This window comes from Vibrio sp. 10N.261.55.A10 (genome assembly GCF_041470825.1).
Lineage (GTDB): Bacteria > Pseudomonadota > Gammaproteobacteria > Enterobacterales > Vibrionaceae > Vibrio > Vibrio crassostreae_C.
Map to the genome: position 1 here is coordinate 23,657 of NZ_JBFRNC010000042.1, position 18,538 is coordinate 42,194.

General features: G+C 44.9%; 24 protein-coding genes. 22 read left to right on the top strand and 2 right to left on the bottom strand.

The genetic code is table 11. From position 1 onward, the window contains the following. The first annotated feature begins 7 nt into the window (after nucleotides 1-7). The 21 genes from AB4274_RS13570 (at nucleotide 8) to AB4274_RS13670 (ending at nucleotide 14,731) form a co-directional block, all read left to right on the top strand. On the top strand, nucleotides 8-424 hold the full coding sequence (locus AB4274_RS13570) for a hypothetical protein (protein WP_102291323.1): 417 nt from the start codon (nucleotides 8-10) through the stop codon (nucleotides 422-424). A 2-nt stretch (nucleotides 425-426) separates the two neighbouring features. Next, the gene (locus AB4274_RS13575; RefSeq protein ID WP_102291324.1) at nucleotides 427-636 is read left to right on the top strand and encodes a hypothetical protein; all 210 of its coding nucleotides are present in this window, start codon (nucleotides 427-429) and stop codon (nucleotides 634-636) included. Continuing rightward, on the top strand, nucleotides 636-872 hold the full coding sequence (locus AB4274_RS13580) for a hypothetical protein (RefSeq protein WP_372112303.1): 237 nt from the start codon (nucleotides 636-638) through the stop codon (nucleotides 870-872). The genes AB4274_RS13575 and AB4274_RS13580 overlap by 1 nt, the downstream gene beginning before the upstream one ends. Further along, complete coding sequence (locus AB4274_RS13585; RefSeq protein WP_372112305.1) at nucleotides 869-1,090, top strand: hypothetical protein; 222 nt, start codon at nucleotides 869-871, stop codon at nucleotides 1,088-1,090. The genes AB4274_RS13580 and AB4274_RS13585 overlap by 4 nt, the downstream gene beginning before the upstream one ends. Continuing rightward, the gene (locus tag AB4274_RS13590) at nucleotides 1,087-1,365 is read left to right on the top strand and encodes a hypothetical protein (RefSeq protein ID WP_372112307.1); all 279 of its coding nucleotides are present in this window, start codon (nucleotides 1,087-1,089) and stop codon (nucleotides 1,363-1,365) included. The genes AB4274_RS13585 and AB4274_RS13590 overlap by 4 nt, the downstream gene beginning before the upstream one ends. A 3-nt stretch (nucleotides 1,366-1,368) precedes the next feature. Beyond that, nucleotides 1,369-3,288 (top strand): hypothetical protein, encoded by a 1,920-nt coding sequence (locus AB4274_RS13595; RefSeq protein ID WP_372112309.1) that lies wholly within the window; start codon nucleotides 1,369-1,371, stop codon nucleotides 3,286-3,288. Next, nucleotides 3,288-3,539, top strand: coding sequence for an ogr/Delta-like zinc finger family protein (locus AB4274_RS13600; RefSeq protein WP_372112311.1), 252 nt, complete (start codon nucleotides 3,288-3,290; stop codon nucleotides 3,537-3,539). Before AB4274_RS13595 ends, AB4274_RS13600 begins: the two co-directional genes overlap by 1 nt. A gap of 34 nt (nucleotides 3,540-3,573) precedes the next feature. Beyond that, on the top strand, nucleotides 3,574-3,795 hold the full coding sequence (locus AB4274_RS13605) for a hypothetical protein (RefSeq protein WP_372112313.1): 222 nt from the start codon (nucleotides 3,574-3,576) through the stop codon (nucleotides 3,793-3,795). Between the two features lie 137 nt (nucleotides 3,796-3,932). Continuing rightward, entirely contained in the window at nucleotides 3,933-5,504 is a 1,572-nt protein-coding gene (locus AB4274_RS13610) for a tetratricopeptide repeat protein (protein ID WP_372112314.1), read from the top strand. A 248-nt stretch (nucleotides 5,505-5,752) separates the two neighbouring features. Further along, nucleotides 5,753-6,943 (top strand): DNA circularization N-terminal domain-containing protein, encoded by a 1,191-nt coding sequence (locus AB4274_RS13615; protein ID WP_372112316.1) that lies wholly within the window; start codon nucleotides 5,753-5,755, stop codon nucleotides 6,941-6,943. Further along, entirely contained in the window at nucleotides 6,940-7,878 is a 939-nt protein-coding gene (locus AB4274_RS13620; protein WP_372112317.1) for a phage tail protein, read from the top strand. The genes AB4274_RS13615 and AB4274_RS13620 overlap by 4 nt, the downstream gene beginning before the upstream one ends. Then, on the top strand, nucleotides 7,871-8,470 hold the full coding sequence (locus AB4274_RS13625; RefSeq protein ID WP_372112319.1) for a phage baseplate assembly protein V: 600 nt from the start codon (nucleotides 7,871-7,873) through the stop codon (nucleotides 8,468-8,470). The genes AB4274_RS13620 and AB4274_RS13625 overlap by 8 nt, the downstream gene beginning before the upstream one ends. Then, complete coding sequence (locus AB4274_RS13630; RefSeq protein ID WP_372112321.1) at nucleotides 8,467-8,868, top strand: phage GP46 family protein; 402 nt, start codon at nucleotides 8,467-8,469, stop codon at nucleotides 8,866-8,868. The genes AB4274_RS13625 and AB4274_RS13630 overlap by 4 nt, the downstream gene beginning before the upstream one ends. Further along, nucleotides 8,865-9,908, top strand: a complete 1,044-nt coding sequence (locus AB4274_RS13635; protein WP_372112323.1) for a baseplate J/gp47 family protein — start codon at nucleotides 8,865-8,867, stop codon at nucleotides 9,906-9,908. Before AB4274_RS13630 ends, AB4274_RS13635 begins: the two co-directional genes overlap by 4 nt. After that, complete coding sequence (locus AB4274_RS13640; RefSeq protein WP_372112324.1) at nucleotides 9,890-10,369, top strand: hypothetical protein; 480 nt, start codon at nucleotides 9,890-9,892, stop codon at nucleotides 10,367-10,369. The genes AB4274_RS13635 and AB4274_RS13640 overlap by 19 nt, the downstream gene beginning before the upstream one ends. After that, nucleotides 10,366-11,595: a tail fiber protein gene (locus AB4274_RS13645; RefSeq protein ID WP_372112326.1), complete on the top strand. Its 1,230-nt coding sequence runs from the start codon at nucleotides 10,366-10,368 to the stop codon at nucleotides 11,593-11,595. Before AB4274_RS13640 ends, AB4274_RS13645 begins: the two co-directional genes overlap by 4 nt. Before the next feature lie 2 nt (nucleotides 11,596-11,597). After that, nucleotides 11,598-11,963: a hypothetical protein gene (locus tag AB4274_RS13650; RefSeq protein WP_372112328.1), complete on the top strand. Its 366-nt coding sequence runs from the start codon at nucleotides 11,598-11,600 to the stop codon at nucleotides 11,961-11,963. Between the two features lie 162 nt (nucleotides 11,964-12,125). Further along, nucleotides 12,126-12,368 carry a hypothetical protein gene (locus AB4274_RS13655; protein WP_102371042.1) on the top strand — a complete coding sequence of 81 codons (243 nt, stop codon included), beginning with the start codon at nucleotides 12,126-12,128 and terminating at the stop codon, nucleotides 12,366-12,368. After that, nucleotides 12,365-12,901: a lysozyme gene (locus AB4274_RS13660; protein WP_108208235.1), complete on the top strand. Its 537-nt coding sequence runs from the start codon at nucleotides 12,365-12,367 to the stop codon at nucleotides 12,899-12,901. Before AB4274_RS13655 ends, AB4274_RS13660 begins: the two co-directional genes overlap by 4 nt. A 2-nt stretch (nucleotides 12,902-12,903) precedes the next feature. After that, nucleotides 12,904-13,422 carry a hypothetical protein gene (locus AB4274_RS13665; RefSeq protein ID WP_372112330.1) on the top strand — a complete coding sequence of 173 codons (519 nt, stop codon included), beginning with the start codon at nucleotides 12,904-12,906 and terminating at the stop codon, nucleotides 13,420-13,422. 172 nt (nucleotides 13,423-13,594) lie between these two features. Further along, entirely contained in the window at nucleotides 13,595-14,731 is a 1,137-nt protein-coding gene (locus AB4274_RS13670; protein WP_017109416.1) for a hypothetical protein, read from the top strand. Between the two features lie 88 nt (nucleotides 14,732-14,819). Here AB4274_RS13670 and AB4274_RS13675 read toward each other — a convergent pair whose 3' ends face one another. Together AB4274_RS13675 and AB4274_RS13680 are read right to left on the bottom strand one after the other, a co-directional pair. Continuing rightward, nucleotides 14,820-15,788 (bottom strand): phage portal protein, encoded by a 969-nt coding sequence (locus AB4274_RS13675; RefSeq protein WP_372112332.1) that lies wholly within the window; start codon nucleotides 15,786-15,788, stop codon nucleotides 14,820-14,822. A gap of 20 nt (nucleotides 15,789-15,808) precedes the next feature. Continuing rightward, nucleotides 15,809-17,560 carry a terminase large subunit domain-containing protein gene (locus AB4274_RS13680; protein WP_372112334.1) on the bottom strand — a complete coding sequence of 584 codons (1,752 nt, stop codon included), beginning with the start codon at nucleotides 17,558-17,560 and terminating at the stop codon, nucleotides 15,809-15,811. 134 nt (nucleotides 17,561-17,694) lie between these two features. On the opposite strand from AB4274_RS13680, the gene AB4274_RS13685 reads away from it, so the two are divergent. Beyond that, nucleotides 17,695-18,528 carry a GPO family capsid scaffolding protein gene (locus AB4274_RS13685; protein WP_372112336.1) on the top strand — a complete coding sequence of 278 codons (834 nt, stop codon included), beginning with the start codon at nucleotides 17,695-17,697 and terminating at the stop codon, nucleotides 18,526-18,528. Nucleotides 18,529-18,538: the final 10 nt, after the last annotated feature.

Consider the following 18,538-nt stretch of genomic DNA (forward strand, 5'->3'; position numbering starts at 1 on the left):
TGTAGTTATGGGTAACAAATCCACTTATTTAATTCAGATACTGACTGAATCGTTCAGTCAAATCGCTGATCGTTTTCACGCTAGCAGTGAAGATCAACAGCACGAAATTCTCATTCAGTTAGATGCTATCGCCAAGAAACAGACGTTAGTCGAATCACATAGAGCTCAAGCAGAAGTGCTAGCCGATATGAAAGAAGCGATGCAAGGCGATCGTGCTCGCGTGTTCTTCTCGCATTCGTTCGTCAGTTGGTATCGCTCTGGTCAAAGTGAAAAAGCAAAACCTCAACTGCATCACTGGTCGCAGCTCGATATGAGCAATCGCCGCCTGTACCTAGAAATGTTAGGACTACGCGACTTGGGCCGTTGGGATGATGAAGCGTTATACCAGTTCGAACAGTACTGCTTAGAAGTAATCGGAGGTTAGGCATGAAAACACAATCAATCAATATCCAAATTACCACTGTTGATGAAGCGCTTCATTGGCAGAACGTAGCGACTCTTAACATCAATAAGTTCCGCTCTAACCCTGTTGAAGGGCAAGAGAACTATCAAAGCAATCTAATACGCATGTGGAATGATGTGCATGCGCAAGCTGGCTTAGCGCTTATTGCAATGCAAGAAGTAGAGGTGGCGTGATGGAATATTTTGCCCTTCGTTTATTTGGTGATGGCGCTATGAAGCGTCACCCCGAAACTTTTGAACCAGAAGCTACTCAATTGGGTGATTTTGATTCTTTGGCAGATGCCGTCAAGCAAGCTTGCGTTCAGCTAAATTGCAACACCGTTGGTAATGAACGTTCTGGCGTTCTTAGCCAAGGTGAAGGCGCTGGCGGTTTTATGGTTGTGGATACACAGGAGCTAGCAGCGGTATGAGTTTTTACAAGCAAGCGCAAAAACAGGCAGTAGCAATAAAAATTGGTGATCGCTTCTTCTGTGGTTTTGGGAAGAAGCAGCGAGTTCAAACAGCTTGGAGTCTTGCAGGGGCAAATCTGTATTTAAGTGCTTATGACGACAAGATAAAAGAGATTCTCGTTACGTTAGAAGAAAAGAAGAAGAAACCAGAAGTGATATTTGTTGAGGTGGCAGCATGAGTGATGTGACTTTTAGACCTGCTAAATCGACGGCTGACTTGCCTATCACTTCTCCAATACACAAGCCCTGCCCTGATATGGCGGGAATGGAGAACCCAGATCCAAAGAAACGAGAGCGAGCGCGCTTTTTAGTGTCGAAGTTGCGCGAAAAACACGGCATTAAAAAGCGTGTTAAGAGCAACTCTCAGCCGATGAATTATGTATGTAGTGAAAAAGGGTGTGTTGATCCTTGGGGTTCAGTAAGTAATGCGAACCCAGGGGATGTGAAGCAATAAGCGATGAAGATTGAAACTCTGTACCATGTGGCCGGAGCCGTCCGGCCCATTGATGAAGTTAAAATTGCTAATGCCAGCTATGAAGCTGGTTTTTTAGGTTCCAAAATTCCTCACTACACAGAATACGAACAACAATTGCTCGATTCTGGTGTGGTTAAATCTCTTCCTGTTTACGACCGTGTTTTTAATCAAAAATCAAAGCACGTTACAGATGTTAAGTTGGCAACTGAACATTTCAAAAGGCTAAATTCAAACTCCAAACCCGACCGCGAAGCGGCGGCCGAAAGGCCGGAGACACTAGGCTTGTCCAAGGGCGCAAAAGTCCGACACGAGAAAAAGCGCTTAAAGTTGGCTCGAATCAACAAGCGTATAAGGGTTATCGGGCAGCCCATTGGCACTAAGACGGAGCTTGATAGCCGAATGGGCCATGAAAGCTTTGATGCGCTATACGCAAGTACAGAGCGAAATACCGCGCGAGTTTTACCATTGAAGCATGAGAAAAGGCCCCCTTTCGAGAGGAAGCTATCACCAATCTCTCTTCAACTGCAAAAACGAGACTGGTCAGGGCAAATGCGCGCTCAAATTGTTACCCAGACGCCTGCAGGAAATGCACCCGAGGCTAATTCGGGTACTCGTTATACGGAAAAGCTAACACCAAAGAGCGTTTCGAACATGTTCGAGAGTGGTGCCTATGTTGCTCAATGCCATGAAGGGTTTACGACATTTCTGACTTTGACTTTTACACCGGCACAACGTCACGCCATTTTTGGCGCAATGGATGAAGGCATCGATGCTGACGGCCCGTTCACTCCAGTCGAGTTTGAACGAGATACCGGTGATCTTATTCCTGGCAAAGACGGCCTGTATACACAGTTACCAAAACAACCATTCAAAATCATTAAACCACTTGATACCAGTATTGGGCGCGAAACTTCCCGCTTTCTCGATGGCAGCAAAAAGATGTTTCACCGAGGTTGGTACACGGAAGGTGGTGACTACGTTCCTGGACAGTTCAAGGCGAAGCCTTCGCCCTTTGGTCCTGATAGAGAAAAAGCTGATTTTCATTATATGTGGGTAGCCGAAAGCCCAATGAATGAAGATGGCGAACCCAACCCGCACGTTCACTTATTGTTGAATTGGACGGTCGATAAAAAGCATTTCAAAGACTGGGCTAAACGTTTGGAGTCGCTATGGGGTCATGGCATGGCTCACATCGAAAGAATTAGACAGCCGAAAGCAGCCAGCACTTATCTCATTAAAGCGGTGGGCTACGCGGCCAAAGGTAATAACGCTGACCAAGGTTTAATTAAGGGGAATCGTTACAGCATAGCAAGAGTCTCACGTGCACCAAGTTGGGAAACTCTTGCCTCGTTTGAAGCTGACAATATTACTGCTGTTATCCGTGAATTGGGTTACAAGCTTGAGCAGTGGAAAAAGCCTTTGCTGCGAACTATCTCACGTATCAATAAGCAAAAAGCTCAAACCGTGAAAGCGTCGAGTATCGCCAAGCAACAAGGCAAGCCTGAAGAACACCTGAAAAAACTGCAGTCGCGAATTATTCGCTTAGAACATGCGGCCAAGAAAACCACGCAAGAAATGAAGTCACGCCAAATGCATGCTTCTAGTGGTAACCGGTTCTCGATAACTTTTGACGGCGACGAAGCCAAAGAACGGATGGACAACTTCTTGATGTGGGCAGCTGGTGCTAGAGGTTGGTCGATGACTTGTCGTGATATCGATTGTAGCGATTTAAAGCAAGAAGCAGATGAAACTTATCAAGCGCAATATCACCACTTCTTAGAACGGCGGGCTTATTGGCGATCGGTTCTTGGTGAACCTTACATACCCGAAGAACCCGATGAGGATGAAGTGAGTTATTGGCAAAGTGCCAAAGCAGATTATTTGGAAGGGAGATTACAATAATGCTAATGCCATGCCCAACATGCGGATGCAAAACCCGAATTGTTACTTCACAAGAAATGTCAAACGAGACACGGAAAGCCTACTGGCAGTGCCTCAATTTTAACTGTGGCGTTCGCTTTCATACGCTTACTTCTGTCGAGGGGATTATCGACTCAGTTGGAGTGCCGCCAGATCCTAAGCTACAGCCCGAGCTGTGCAAAGGTGATGTGAACCAAATCGATATCTTTGAATCAGAACAGCCAAGCACTTAAAACAAGCAGGCTAGACTACGGGTATTTTGTATATATGAACCTTATTCCTAAAAAGCGCCTTGATGCTTTGCTTGAAGTGATCTCAAAAAGAGATATGCCAGAACAAACTCGCAAAGCCGTGAAGCTAGTGTTCGAGTCTGGCTATTCTTACGAGCTGGCTTCACTAAGAACTGGCGTATCAAGCAAGCGTGTTTCATTGGCCGTGCGCAAGCTGAACCAAATGGATGAGAAGTTACTGAAGGCTTATAGGGTGTGATGATGAATAGAAGAAGTTGATGTAATAGTAGTATGGCTTATCTAAAAAAGTGAGAAAATCTCGAATTTTCAATTGTGTATAGTTTTTTTTATCTATAAATTACAGAACACTAGGTTAATACAAAATTAAGAATATAGATGGATAATGAACAAGAGTGGTCACTGACCGGGTTTTTAGATGAACTTAAACGTATTCACGAAACTATGCCTGACCGCCGTTTTGTCTTCATATTAGGTGCTGGTGCTTCTATTGAGTCTAATGTTAAAGGAGCTGCTTCTCTTGCCAAGGAATGGATGAAGATTATCTTTCGTCGTAATAACAATGAAGATGAGTATGATAATTGGTTGCAGGGTAACCCCTTACAGATAAAGGACTGGGACGCAAATAATTTGGCTGCTCATTATCCACAAATATTCAGTTTCTGCTTCAATGGTGATCATGAGTCCGGATACGCAGAGTTAGAAAAAGCAATTGATCAGGGCAGCCCTAGTTTTGGCTATGCAGTGTTAGCTTGGGTACTCGCTCAAGACCGTCATAATATGGTCGTAACTACCAATTTTGATAACCTAGTGGCTGATTCTATGTATATCTATGGAGGTAAAACACCTCTAGTTATAGGACATGAAAGCTTGGCAAGCTACCTAAAGCCTATGTCGCGTCGCCCTATGATTGCAAAAATCCATAGAGATCTTTTTACAGACCCAATCAATGATGAGAAAGGTGTTGGGGAGTTAAAATCTGATTGGGTAGATGCATTGAAGAATATATTCAGCTTCTATACTCCCGTCTTTATTGGCTATGGTGGTAATGATGGTAGCTTGATGAACTTCCTAAAAAACCTCGAAACTAACGACATTAGCGGCCGTCCATTTTGGTGTTATTACGAAAAAGGTGACAAACCAAACGAGGATATTAAAGAATTGATGCTAAAACATAAGGGGGTACTAGTTCCTACCCCTGGTTTTGATCAACTTATGTTTAAGATCGGTTCTACGTGGGGTTATGAAAGAGGTACACAACGTGGAGCAGTGGCAGCTCATACAACAAAAATGCTGGACACGCTAGACCAAAAGATCCAAGAAGTTTATAACGATAGTCCGACAGAAATACGAGAGAAGCTAAGAGAAGTAAACTCTCAAGAAGAAAAAAGTTGGTTAGACTGGGAGTTTGAAGCTGACGAAAAGAAATCTGACCAAGAAAAATTAGAAGTTTATAAGCAAGCTCTACTTATACTCCCTACCTCTTACCAACTGTTGAATAACTACGCTAATTTACTTATGGATCTCGACATGGATGACGAGGCTGAGAAAAGTTTTTCCGACGCACTAAAGATAGAGCCCGAAAACGCTTGGGTACTAGGCAATTATGCCGGTTTGCTCGAAAAATTAAATAGAGATGAAGAAGCTGAGAAATATTACAAAAATTCACTAGCTGCTGATTCTGTACATATCAACACTATTGGGAATTATGCAAATTTACTCCACAAGTTAGATAGACTTGACGAAGCTGAACAATATTATAAAAAAGCACTAGCGGTTGACCCTAATAACTCCAATAACCTTGGAAATTACGCTAACTTTCTGGCCCTGTGCGGTAGAGTTGAAGAAGCCAAAAAATATTATCTAAAAAGCTTAGAAATCGATCCTGACAGCCCGTATCATTCGGAAAATTATAATAACTTTTTAGCAAGGCTGAACAAAGACACATAACGAACAAAAACGATCTCGGACGATCTCTAAATCCCCTATCTAAAACAGCCCTCGATGTAGATACATCGGGGGCTGTGTTCCAATACAACTACCGAAATAAAATGCGGTTCTAAGATCGCATAATTGCAGTGTGGAATTTTGGTGTGGAGGGGTGGGTGAGTCCGAACAGGGCCTGAGCGCCCTACTCCATCACTAATCTTATTCTCGCTGCCTAATTCTGATTTTCTTCTGTAGTTGGTGGCTTTTTGATGTGGGAACGACAGTACGAGCACGCTAGATGGAATGGGCTTAAGCTCAATATCCTCTCGACCGCCTTTGATGGTGGTAAGCGCTTGCAAGTCAGCGAAATCCCCTACTCTGACCTACCGCACATCAAAGTCATGGGAACAAAAGCCCGAACTTACACGATTGAAGCGGTGTTCGTTGGCTCCAGCTCCCTGGCCGATGCTAATGCCCTCATCGAAAACCTAGAAGCAAAACCAACTGGCGAGCTAGAGCATCCTTGGTTGGGTGAGCTGCCGCTTGTCTTTGAAGACGTATCACAAAGCATCAGTACCAAGAAAGGCTTGGTCACGCTGAGTCTGAAGTTTGCTCGCGCTGGCTCTTCCCCATCAATCAATGCACCGACTTCAGTTCGTACAAAAACGCAGGCCAACATAGTCGAGAGCTTATCGAAACGTTCTTTCGTAAAAGAAGTAAACGGCTTGGATGTATCAGACATTCACAGGGTTCAAAGTGATGTCACCAGCGCATTGAACGTGTTGGTCGACATCACCAACCGTTTGAACCTCGAAGATGAAAACCTTCAAGACATTAACTACGCCATCAATAAAGCATTCTCGGCAGTGAGTAGCCTCAGCACCAACCCAACTGAGTTCGCCGATCTGTTTTCTACGTCAGTGGATGCGGTAGCCGATGGTGTTCAAGCTGAACCAAGCTCAAGTAATGAAGCGGTAGACAACTCGCGCAGTGCTCAAGCTTTGCTGTTAAATGAAGTGAAACCGGACACGCCAACTCAGCACCATAATGTGCAAATGGTGACGGGCGCAGTGAAGATGAACAAAGACATCACACACCTAGAGAAAGGCGACCGCTTTGATATCACGCAGTCGGATAAGCAGCCTGAAACCATCAAGAATGATCTATCTACTTTGATTGTTGGTATCGATGAGCGCATCAAAGACACCACCAAAGTGTCGACGCTTGAAAGCATTGAACTGTTCGACGCAGTCACGACATTAAAAAGCAATGTAAAAGTTCAGCAAGATAAGGTAGTCAGCGGTACCGCATCTCATAGAACGGTGCAATCACCACGCTTTCAATCCGCGCTGACGATTGCGCACGATGAGTTCACTCAAGAAAAAGTCATCACTAAAATGAATGCACTGCAGCACCCGCTCTTCATTCGTGGTGACATTGCCGTGAGGGATGTGTCATGAACACGCTAACTATGCACATTGATGGCAAGCCGCGCACCTTTTATCAAGCAAACCTCAACTACTCCATTGAACAGCTGGCCCACACGTTCAGTTGCTCAATTGAGCCGGTGAGTATTGAAAGCCCGTTATCGGTCGAGTTCTTCCTTAACGATAAATCTATTCTGATTGGTCAGATTGATGGTGTGGACTCCAATACTGATTCAAGCGCTCACGCTGTTTCCATTTCTGGCCGTTCGAAGAGTGCCAACATGATTGATTCACGCATCACTATGGATGCGCTTTATAACTTGAACGTCGAAGAACTACTTCGCCATGTCGCCAAGCCATTTGGTTTGAAAGTGAAAAGCCTGGTGAAGAGTATGCCGGTCATCCCTGAGTTTCAGATAAATGCCGAATCACCGGTAGAGAACCTAGCGCAGCTCATTCGAGAGCAAGGCTTGATGTTGGTTGAGCGCAATGGCGTGTTGATCATTGAAAACACCGCGCATGCAACTATCAGCAACATCGGTCTAGAAACGGGCAACAACATCGACAGCCTGAACATCAAACGCACCTTCAATCAGCAATTTCACACCATTGATGTGCAAGGCCAGTGGGATGACGCAAGCGCACAGGTCGTCAATCCAAACGTCGATAGCTCACGCACCATGGTGATCACCAGTGACCAATTACAAAACCGTGAAGCTTGCCTGTCTCGTGCTAAATATGAGCGCAACCTCGCCATTGCTCGAAGCCTGACAGCATCAAGCATGATTGCCGACATATTCCCTGAGTTGGCCATTGATGGATTAAACCGAGTGATTCGAGTCGCTGACCAAGAGCAAAGCTTCAGTGAGATGTTGGTGATCAAGTCGCTTGGCCTATCAGTGTCTGAAGGCTCTACAGAAACATCGGTTGAGCTGTTTAGGCCGTTTAAGGAGCAAAGCTATGTCTAGTGCTCTGCAGCAGCAACAGCGATTAATGGCCAGAATCAAAAACGTAATTGGTACCGGCACTGTCACAGGGGCAACCACAGGCCGATTACAAATCAAAACCGCGACAGGCCGAACCAACGACAAGATAAAACGCGTGCACAACTACGGGTTTATGAGCCATCCATTACCAGGGTCGAAAACTTACAACCTGTTCATTGGTGGAACCACATCTCGCGGCATTACCGTGAACGTAGAAGACGAACGTCACCAAATAGAGTTACAGCCTGGTGAAGTCGCGATACTTGATGACAAAGGCAATCTTGTTCATTTCACGCAGCAAGGCATCAAGATAAACGCCTGCGCAAAGTTAGAAGTGATATCGGCGCAAGAAACCACAGTGAACGCAACGGCTGTGAACGTTACCGCACCTAAGTCCACGTTTTCTGGTGATGTAGAAATCGGCGGTAATCTGAAAGTCACCAAGAACGCTGATGTCACCGGTTCTGTGGGTGGCGCGTCCGGTACGTTCGGCGGTGTCAAAGTTGAAAAGCATGACCACGACTACACAGACGATGGGACAACAAGAACCACCAAGGGGCCAAACAAAGGATGAGCCATTTCAATTTAACCGCCCTGACGGCACCACTCAGCTCTATAGAGGGATTAACCCACGCCGTTCTGCAGAGTGTTTATAACTACGCCGAATCCACTCAAAACGATCGCGCCCGTATGACAAGTAATGAGCGTGGCGGCACTTGGAGCAATGAGTTGATAAACGTGGTCGGCTCTCGTGATTGGACGCTCAAACGAGCAAAGCTTACAGACGAAACGCTCAGCCTCGCTAAACGGTTTTGTGAAGAGTCGCTCGCTTGGCTCATTACAGACGGCCACGCTAAAGCGGTTGAGGTTTCAGTATGGCGAGAGAAGCCAAATCAGATGGGTCGTAATGTGATGATCACCTTAGCCGATGGCTCTCAGTTTGATGTTCCACTTTCAAAGGTTAACCAATGAGTACACAACGAAGCCTAGACAGTTTAATTGCTCGCGCAGAAGCCAATCTGGTATCTGAAACAGGGCAAAACAACCCCGCAACCAAAGCGATAGCCGCGGCCATTGCTGGTGTCAGCTATGGACAATATGGTTATCAAGATTTGCTGTTCAGGCAACTGCACCCTGAAACCTGCTCTGAAGAGTGGTTATACCTACACGCCAATCGTCATAAAGCCCCTCGATTGCTGCCCACGTTCGCAACGGGTCGAGTCCAGTTCACTGAACTTGGTGGCACGGTGGTGATCAAAAAAGGCACCCGTCTAACGCATGCTAACTACGAGTACGAAACCACCAAAGAACAATACAGCAACGTCCCCGTTGATGTTATTGCACTTGAATCTGGCGTAGATATTAATCTTTCCGAAGGTGCAGTGCTTACGTTAAGCGAAGGACTAAGCGGTATTGACCCAAACCGTGTGCTTTCACTTGGCATTGGCGGAGGCGCCAATATCGAAGAATTAGAACACTGGCGAGCGCGTGTCATCGTGGCATTTGAAAAGAACGAGCTGATTGGCAAAGCGGCAGATTACGAAGTGTGGGCGGTATCGGCTCACTCAGATGTGGATTTTGCTTGGGCGCTTGATAACACCCCACAACGAGGCATGGTTGAAGTGTATATCGGTGCGCGAGAAAACAATCCTACTTTAAGCGCCGAAGTGGTCAAATTGGTGCAAAGCACGTTTGAACAAAATCGGCTTGCAGGTTGCCACCCATTGGCTCACCTACCAGAGCAAGCGCCAATCAATATCGAGATCCAAGGCATTGAAGACCAAGTGGTACGAGACCATGTGGTCACTGCACTCGAAAACTTAGTGAAAGAGAAAATGGGCAACATCGATCCGACAACCCAAAAGCCGGAATCCATCACCAATACCGAAATTGTTTTAACTATCTCTACCGTGACCAACAACTTTATTGTTCGCTCTCCGGTTGGAGAAGTCGCCATTAACAACAATCAGATACATGTATTAGGAGGTGTGACGTGGACACCTCCGACTTAATTATTGAATACAGTGCCGGTGATTTTGAAGGCGCCTATCGAGGGTTATTACCCAAAGGCGAATATTGGCAAGACACCGAGAACCTAGAGCTGGCCAACACCATCAAAGGCATGGCCAAAGACTTCAAGCAAACCCATGACGAGATTGAACTGTCTCTATTGACTGAGTTTGAAGAGCAACAATTTGGTTGGAAAGTGTCGGACTATCAAAGTTTGTTAAACACTACAGCTGGCCAGCAAAGTGGAATGGTGTTTGATGAAGTCAGCCATCCCAACCTTATTTATGGTTCTTTGTACGATTCGTTTCGTCACTTAAGTATTCAAGCTTGGCAAGCATTTGAAAAGTACCGCTTACCACACACTGAAGTGGCTTGGGTGTATCACTCAGCTTTTATTGTTCACCACCAAATGGCGAACTATCGACATATTAGAAACCTGCACAAATACGAGGTAACACAATGAGTTTATTGATTACTGATGCGGGTATCGCGGCTTCAATTCGAGCTGGCGAGCTTGGCATTAGTTACAAAATAGCAGAAATCAGTATTGGCACTGAGGGCTATGCGCCTACGGCAGACCAAACCGACCTGCGCAATGAAGTGCAACGCAAAGCCATTACTCGCGGAGAGGTTACGGCGTTAGGTCGCCTGCATTTCGAAACCGTGTGGGATGGTTCTGAAGCCTTTGAAGGTAAGGAGCTCGGTTACTGGCTCGATGACGGAACCCTTTTCGCCGTTGATAGCCGTGATGGTGAAGTCATTACTTATAAGCGAAAAGATACGGTTGTTATCGAAGCATGTGAGATTAATTTAGCCGCGTCCACCATTGATAACATCTCTGTAGAGTTACTTGAGGCTTATAGTGCTACAGAAGATCGTTCGGGTATTGCCAAAATAGCACGAGATACTGATATAGACGCTGGTATTGATGATAGTGCGTTTTTAACGATAAAAAAGTTGCTTCAACGGACAGCAACTAATGTTAGAGCTGGGGTGGTTCAGTTGACTGATGAGACTAATTCTTCATCCCGCCTTTTGGCCGCTTCAGCCAATGGGCTTAAAGCAGCCTATGATCTAGCCGCTAGTAAAATGAGCCAGCAAACTGCTGATGAGCGTTACCAACAAAAGAATGCGAAAGCAACCATGACCACCAATGATGGGTATGGAAATGCTAGCTCAACTTATAACCACGCGAGCGGTACGCCTGTTATTGATGGTTCCTCATATCGTTTCGAAACATCCGTCGATCTCGACTCTGCTTCGGCACATTTTTCAATGGCCTCAAATGTGACTGCTGGCGTCGCAATAACATTGACAAGAATATATTCACTGACCATGAGTGCTTTCGATGTAAAGGTTAACTTGTTAGAAAAAGGACAACGAGTTTACAGCCCCAATAATAAACCACCTATGATTGGCGAGGGTCAAAGCATTAAGCCTGTCGCGAGGCAAAGCAACGTGGTTTATACGAATAACACCGGGCGTTCTATATATGTCTTTGCAAGAGTATATTCCGTTGATTCTCACGCTTATCTTGATTTTTACATTGATGGCAAGTTGGTTGCAGCAAACGGTAATACCGCGATAAACGGAATGAAAGCATCGGTTAGTGCTCTTGTCCCCAAGGGTTCAACATACAAAATTCATGCGCAATCTGGAACGCTTTACGTTCACGAAATCAGAGAATAATTATGAAAAACACCCATTACTACCTTGATGTTGACGGACAAATATACGACGCAGAAACGTGTCGATTTAAACAAGGAATGAAGACGCTGACTTGGGAAGAAGCTGAGCTATATACAACCATTCCTCAAGAACGTTTAGAAAAGGAACGACGTTGGCAAAAATCTGAACTAAATAAGGTAGAGAGATTAGTGTCTGATTATAAGCAGGACAATGATATCCCTCTAATTTACTCTGAGTTGCGAATTTCTTCATTAACCGAAGGGGATTACTATTCTCTACTTGGTGATAGAAAGCTCCTTACTGAATACCTGGTTCAATCAGACTTCCCTGATTGCGGTCGCCCTATTCTTTCTGGCCTTACCGCTTAAATATCAATCTAACGCCAAAGCCCAGCCATTGCGCTGGGTTTTCTCTTCCTGCCCTCTGAACTTCTATATCTCGACACTAGAAATGCCATCAGTCCCCTTTAAAACTCAACGAGATACACTGCTTATGGGGGAACTAATCATCTAGCCATAAGAGAGAAACCAATGAATGAATCAGAGGCAAAGGCACTCGTCGTATCACTACTCGATGTCACTGGCCTAAAGAAAATCTTAGCCTCCGTTAGTGCAACCCTAATCAGTTTTGGCGTGAATGACGCACTCCAAATTTTGTCTGTTGCGGTCGGTATTGGCGCAGGCATTATGGCTATTCGTCACTACGCGATTGCAACCAAGCTCAGCCAAGCGCAGTTGGACAAGTTGAACTCAAAAAAAGAGGGTTCAGCTTGAGCATAAAAACCAAAGCAGTACAGACTGTGGTGTGCTCTGTTGCCTCCGTTCTTGCCATTGTTTTTACCATTGATTCAGAGCTTACTACCAGTGAGCAAGGCCTCAGCCATGTCGCGAATGAAGAAGGTTGTAGACTCAAACCCTACCAATGCAGTGCCGATGTGTGGACTGCGGGACTTGGTCATACAAGCGGTGTTACACCACAGATAGTGTTAACCGAGCAACAAGCTGCTGAGTATTTTGTTGAAGATATCTCAGCTGCCGAACAAGTGGTAAACAAACACATCAACCAAACCGCTAGCCAGGGCGAATACGACATGATGGTGAGCTTTGTCTTTAACCTTGGCGCCGGTAATTTCACGCGCTCTACCTTACTGAAGAAGTTTAACCAAGGTGATCATCAAGGCGCTTGTAACGAGTACCCAAGATGGGTGTTTGTGAATGGTAAAGACTGCCGACTCAAGCAAAGCAACTGTGCCGGTATTCCTAAACGCCGAACCAAAGAACAACAAGTTTGTTTGAATGGGTGGTGATCATGCTAAACCAATATCTAACTTTGTTTAAAGCCATCGCCTTTGCTGCTGCTCTTAGCGGTGTCGCTTATTGTTCGTATGACTACGGCGTAACCACCACTGAGGTCAAAGCCTTAAAAGCGCAAAATGTCCTATGGGACAAAGTAGAGCAAAAACAAAACGAGGCTTTTCAGCTCGCCGTGAAGCTTGCTAACCAAAAGCCTGATATTCGAATTGAGTTTCGAGAGATAGAAAAAGAGGTGATCAAGTATGCTCAAAAGAACATTGATAAGCAGTGCGTTGTTAACGATCCTGACTGGATGCACATCCGTGCCCAATCAGTGCGAGCGCATAATCGAGCAATCGGTATTCAGCAACCCTCCACCGTCCCTGATGGTGCCGCCACAACCGCTACAGGTTACGAGCGAGACGCCGAAGTCTTAGCGGAAGATGTGGCGAACCTGCAAACCTGTGCTGAGAATGCTCAGAAGCTTTTAGACCTTCAAACCTGGATAAAAGCTCTATTGCTCAAAAATAAATGATATCTCATCATCTTAATTTTTAAGAGTAAAGTTTGTAAGGCGGTGCAGTTGGTTGCGAAGTGAACTGAGTTAACAAAAACTGCCAGAGTTATTAAATTAACACGCAATATGAAATGTATTGTCTATACTTGATCACTTATGAGTATACCCATTATTCTTATAAGGTTCTGGAATGAAAACTGTTAGCCTAATAGTTGTTTTTTTCTCGTTTAATGTACTTGCAGACAACTTAGACCACTGCAATTCACTTATTGAGCATGGAGTAACAAACGTTACACGTCATATGAGTGCTGAACACTCTATTGCCTACAAGTGGCATAGTAACTGCGGACAAGACTTTAATAGTTCTTCTGACAGTTCAGTCAAAAAAGCAAGTATTAGCATTTTTGGATACGGTAGTGGTGGTGGTGATTCTAACAGCTCACACATGAGAAGCAGACTCAAGCAGTGGTGCGACAATAACTCTGAATTCGCTTCTTCACGCCAAAAGTTATTTGAAGAAGCGAGAACAATCAGTGAACCTGCATTAGATGCTTGGAACCAATGCCAAAACATTGCTAAAAAGGGCATCAAGATAACCCCATCAGTGCAAGGTGAAAATGATGAATTTATTCATTTTACCGTTGACTCAACCTCAGATGGAACTCATTTGTTTTACGGTGTAACCCAAGCTGGATATTCTTGTACTATTGAAAATAAAGATGGTTCAGAATTAGCTTCAGATAAAATCAATAAGGGCGCTGACGAGTTTTTCGTAATGACAAAATCCAAGCCAACTATCGACAATTCAAATATACATATTAGTTGTCGTAGAAGTCCCCCTGATATATCAGAAGTTAATGGTGTTGGGACATTGAAATATACTCAAGGACATATAAGCGTTATGACAAGTGGGCCTGCACTCCCAATAACAATCCCCAAAATCGTAGAGTCATACAATGTCACGCCTCCTAAATCAGTCCTTGCCTTTGCATCGGCTTCTTGTCCTCACGGTTGGATCGAATATGAACCCGCTTACGGTAGATTTATCCGAGGTGTTGACAAGTCGGGAAGTAACATCGATCCAGAAGGCTCTAGAGAGTATGGGCATATACAAAATGACACTTTAAAATCGCACTCACACCCACACGAAGATATCTATTGGATGGAAGCATGGGGTAAGCAAAATCATGCGCTCAAAAACACCGTAGGCGATTCTGGGGGAGATGGCGACAACGAGCCATACATTTACAACTCCAAAACCTCAAATACTGGAGATGAAGAAACCAGACCTAAAAATGTTGCTTTATTGTACTGTATGAAAAAATAAGTGTGACAAATATTGAGCAGACCAATATTTTTGTTTAAGCATGGTAATTTCAATCACTTAATCCTAGTCTGCTTTTTATTAACCTTAACTAAATGACTTCCAACTTTATATATTTTTTAGGGGCTATTACTTGGAACTCAACGAAGTCATTCAATTCTTGCATCATATCAATCAGTGGCAGTAGTTCGTTCTTGTGGAACAGCCAATCGACCTTGTTCAAGTCGAGTGACGTAATACTCTCGCGTCGAATGCTCATCAACTCGATTGGCACACGGTGAACCGAAAGCACCTCGTTCATGGTTTGGTTCTTTACTTCTTTGTAAGAGTCTTTGGCTTCCACCTGACCAATTGGTTTAAGCTCTGGGGCTTTGGTGTCTTTACCTTTGGCATTCACAAACAGGTTTTTAAACGCCATGCCTTCTTGAGCCTGCAGTTGTTTTTTGATGGCCTTTTCTTGTTTCTCGGTCATGGTTGGCTCATTCATATACAGCAAGTAACCTGCATGGTTACCGTTACGGTAGTACTGACGACGAAACAAGGTGGCATCATCGTTTAGCCAGATAGAGGTCAAAGAGCTAATGTGACTCGGCAAACCATACAGCTCTTGCGCTACATCGTAATCGCCCAAATGAAACACTTGGCCTTTCTTGTAGTCGATGCGCCCATCATCATCGTAAGCTCTTGGCTTGTACGTCCAACCTAAGTCTTCACGTCTACGCATATACAAAGCAGGTATGTGTTTGAGCTTAATAGGCTCACCCAGTCCTCCATAGCCTCGAATGACCTGTAAGTAGGCATTGCCAAAGGTTAAGTAGTCTTGAATAAAGCGCTTTGCATCTTGGCGTGAAAGTAATCCACTCAGCGCAATGGCATGCATTAACGTATTGCGCTTAAACTCAATCGCACTCGAATGCATCGGGTTCGTGCGCAGTGCCTTGGCTAAGGTATCGAGCGCAATCGGTGGTTCGTATAAACCATCAACCAACGCCACTTCTAAATAGCTCAGAATGTCGCTGTTCATCACGCTCACGGGGTTAGAAAATTCAATCTCTATCACTTGGCCTCTCCAAAATTAGGCTAGAAGAACTCGACACTGGTGTTGGTGTCATTGTTTATATCAATCGGCTCCCAACGCATTACATGCATCGAAGCCCAAGCTAAATCGGCATGAGAGCCAATTTTGCTGCGGTTAGAAACAAAGGTAATTTGGTTACTCACCTTAGTGGTTTGCTGGCGAATCATTAAGAACGAGTGAACGAGATCATCCCATTCCGCTTCAAACTGTAAGCGGCCGCTGTTAATGATTTCTCTCGACTTGTAGGCCATCAGTCGTTTCACTTCAGGTGAGTAATCCAGCTCGACCAGAGCTGGGTAAAACTTACGAACCAGCTCAGCGGTAGCCGAGCCTACGCCACTGGTATCCATGGCCATGTACACCACATTGTATTTCTCAGTAATGCCGCGAATGGTGTCGGCTTGTTGCTCATAGCTGGAGCCTTTAAGGCGAACCCGCTCAATAAATCGGAACACGCCGCCTTTACGTCTAGGCTTTAACGCCACCACTAAGCCTGCATCATCCGAGCTCTCACCCGTACCACCACCTCTTGGGTCATAGCCGACTAAAACTTCTGCGTTACCCACGGGTCTTGCTTTCTCGTGGTCGACATCTTTCCAAAGTGAACTGTCTGCCTTACACGCCAGTAGTGCTTTCAGTGAGAAGAATGAAGCGCTGTCGTCCAAAAACTTACAACGCAATAGATTGTCGAAAATCTCTTTAACCGGATATTTACGCTTGAGCTTATCCATGTTGAAGAAGGTCGCGCCTTTCTTAATCGCATCATCCACCGTGATCATTTGACGGAAGATAAAATCAACACCCAAAGCACCGGCTTTTAGCGCCTTGTGGCTAATATCAATGCCGTGCTCTTTCTTGCCTTGCCATTTCGGGTAGGCTTCATGGGCCATAGTGGAAGGTGTCGAAATGTAAGTGGTACGGAACTGCGATTGCATCGACATACCGCCAGCGTAATTATCTAAATCTGCAAAGCCGGGGATCCAGAACACCTCATCCCAATACATGTGGCCGTTAAAGCCTTGAGAGGTCGCTACGTTGGTGGACATAAAACCGAGGTTCGCGCCGTTGCTGAGCTCGATATCGTCCTTACCTTTTAGGTCAACTTCACCAATCTCTAGCGCAAACTTACGAATGTAGTTTTTGAAGATATAAGACTGCTTTTTCGACGCAGAGATAAACACCTGGTTGTCGCCAGTCAGCACCGCATCTTCAAACGCTTCAAAGGCAAAATAGAACGTAAGACCAATCTGCCGCGACTTAAGATAAAAGCGCACTTCATTGATCTCATCGTTTTGCTTATGGCCATGAATGTCCTTTTGGTATTCGAAGAAGGTTTTCTCTCGATACTCGTCCAACATCTCTTTGGTGATGTGGGATACATCGTTCTTCGTCTTATTTGGCTTGCGACCACGCTTATTCTCGCCATCACTTCGGCCAGCTGGTCGGTTGCGCCTTTGCTCAGCTTCATCACGTTTAAATTGCTGTTCGAGCAACATCTTGAGCTCACGCTCTTGGCTCTCAAGTTTTTGGTCAACCCACATCAAGTAAGCAATGCGTTGTCTCATCATTAATTCGACGGGCGCGTCATCCCTCAGCGTTTTCCAATCAAACTGAGTTATCCATTTTTGAACCGTGCGTGTGGCTACGCTAACCGTTTCTGCAATTTCAGCAGGCTTACGTTGGCGTAAAAACAGTCCCAAAGCTTTCGTTTGGTCGGCGGTATAGAGCGGTTCGCTAACAACATTATTTTCCATGTTTGCATAGTGCTACAGCGCCGGTGATTACTCAGCTTGAACGATTTCTATATCAAGTGTTTAGAACTAGGACAAATACAAAAAGGCGGAAGCATTGGGTAAATTGGAATCATCGAATTTAGGAGAGTTTAGGCATGTTCCAATCAGAGCTAATTTGTATTTTACAGGCAGGAGCAACCATTGATGGTCGAGTCATTGAGCAAAAAATCATTGATGAGATTGCAGAAACTTATAGCCCAGACGTTTATACAGCTCGAATTAATGCAGACCACTACCCGTGGAGCAATAAGTACGGCTCTGTCCTCTCTGTCGAAAAGAAAGAAGACAAGCTATTCGCCGTACTGAAACCAAACTCAATGCTTTTACGTATGGCTGAGCAAGGACAGCTTTTACATACCTCATGTGAGTTCTATGAAAAGTTTGCAGATACAGGGAAAGCTTACCTGACCGGATTGGCCCTGACTGATGAGCCAGCATCGTTAGGTACGACGCAGATTCAATTGTCGGCCAACAGCAAAGATAAAGCGTGCGTCCCAACGAACTTTCAAATTACTCCAGAACAACTCTCGAAAGACACCGAGGAAGAAGCCTCGATGTTCCATACATTTAAACGCTGGCTTAAGGGCGAAGGTGAACTTGAGCAGCTCTCACAACAACAGGAAGAAGACGACATGAGTAAAGAACTTGAAGAGCTACTCAAGCAAAGCATTGAGCAAGGTAAAGAAAATCAGCAACAACTCAGCCAGTTAAATGAACAAGTTGAAAAGTTGAACACCAATGGTAAGCCGCCGGAGCAACCTGCTGAAGCTGAAGACAGTACGGATGTCACCGAACTAAAAGACCAGGTAGAGACACTGTCTTCACAGGTAGAAAACCTAACCGGTCAAATTGAAAAATTCAGCAAATTGACCGATGAAGAGCAGCGCAAGTTAGCCGGTGAAGGTAATGACGAAGAGCGCTACTTATAGGCTTCGACAC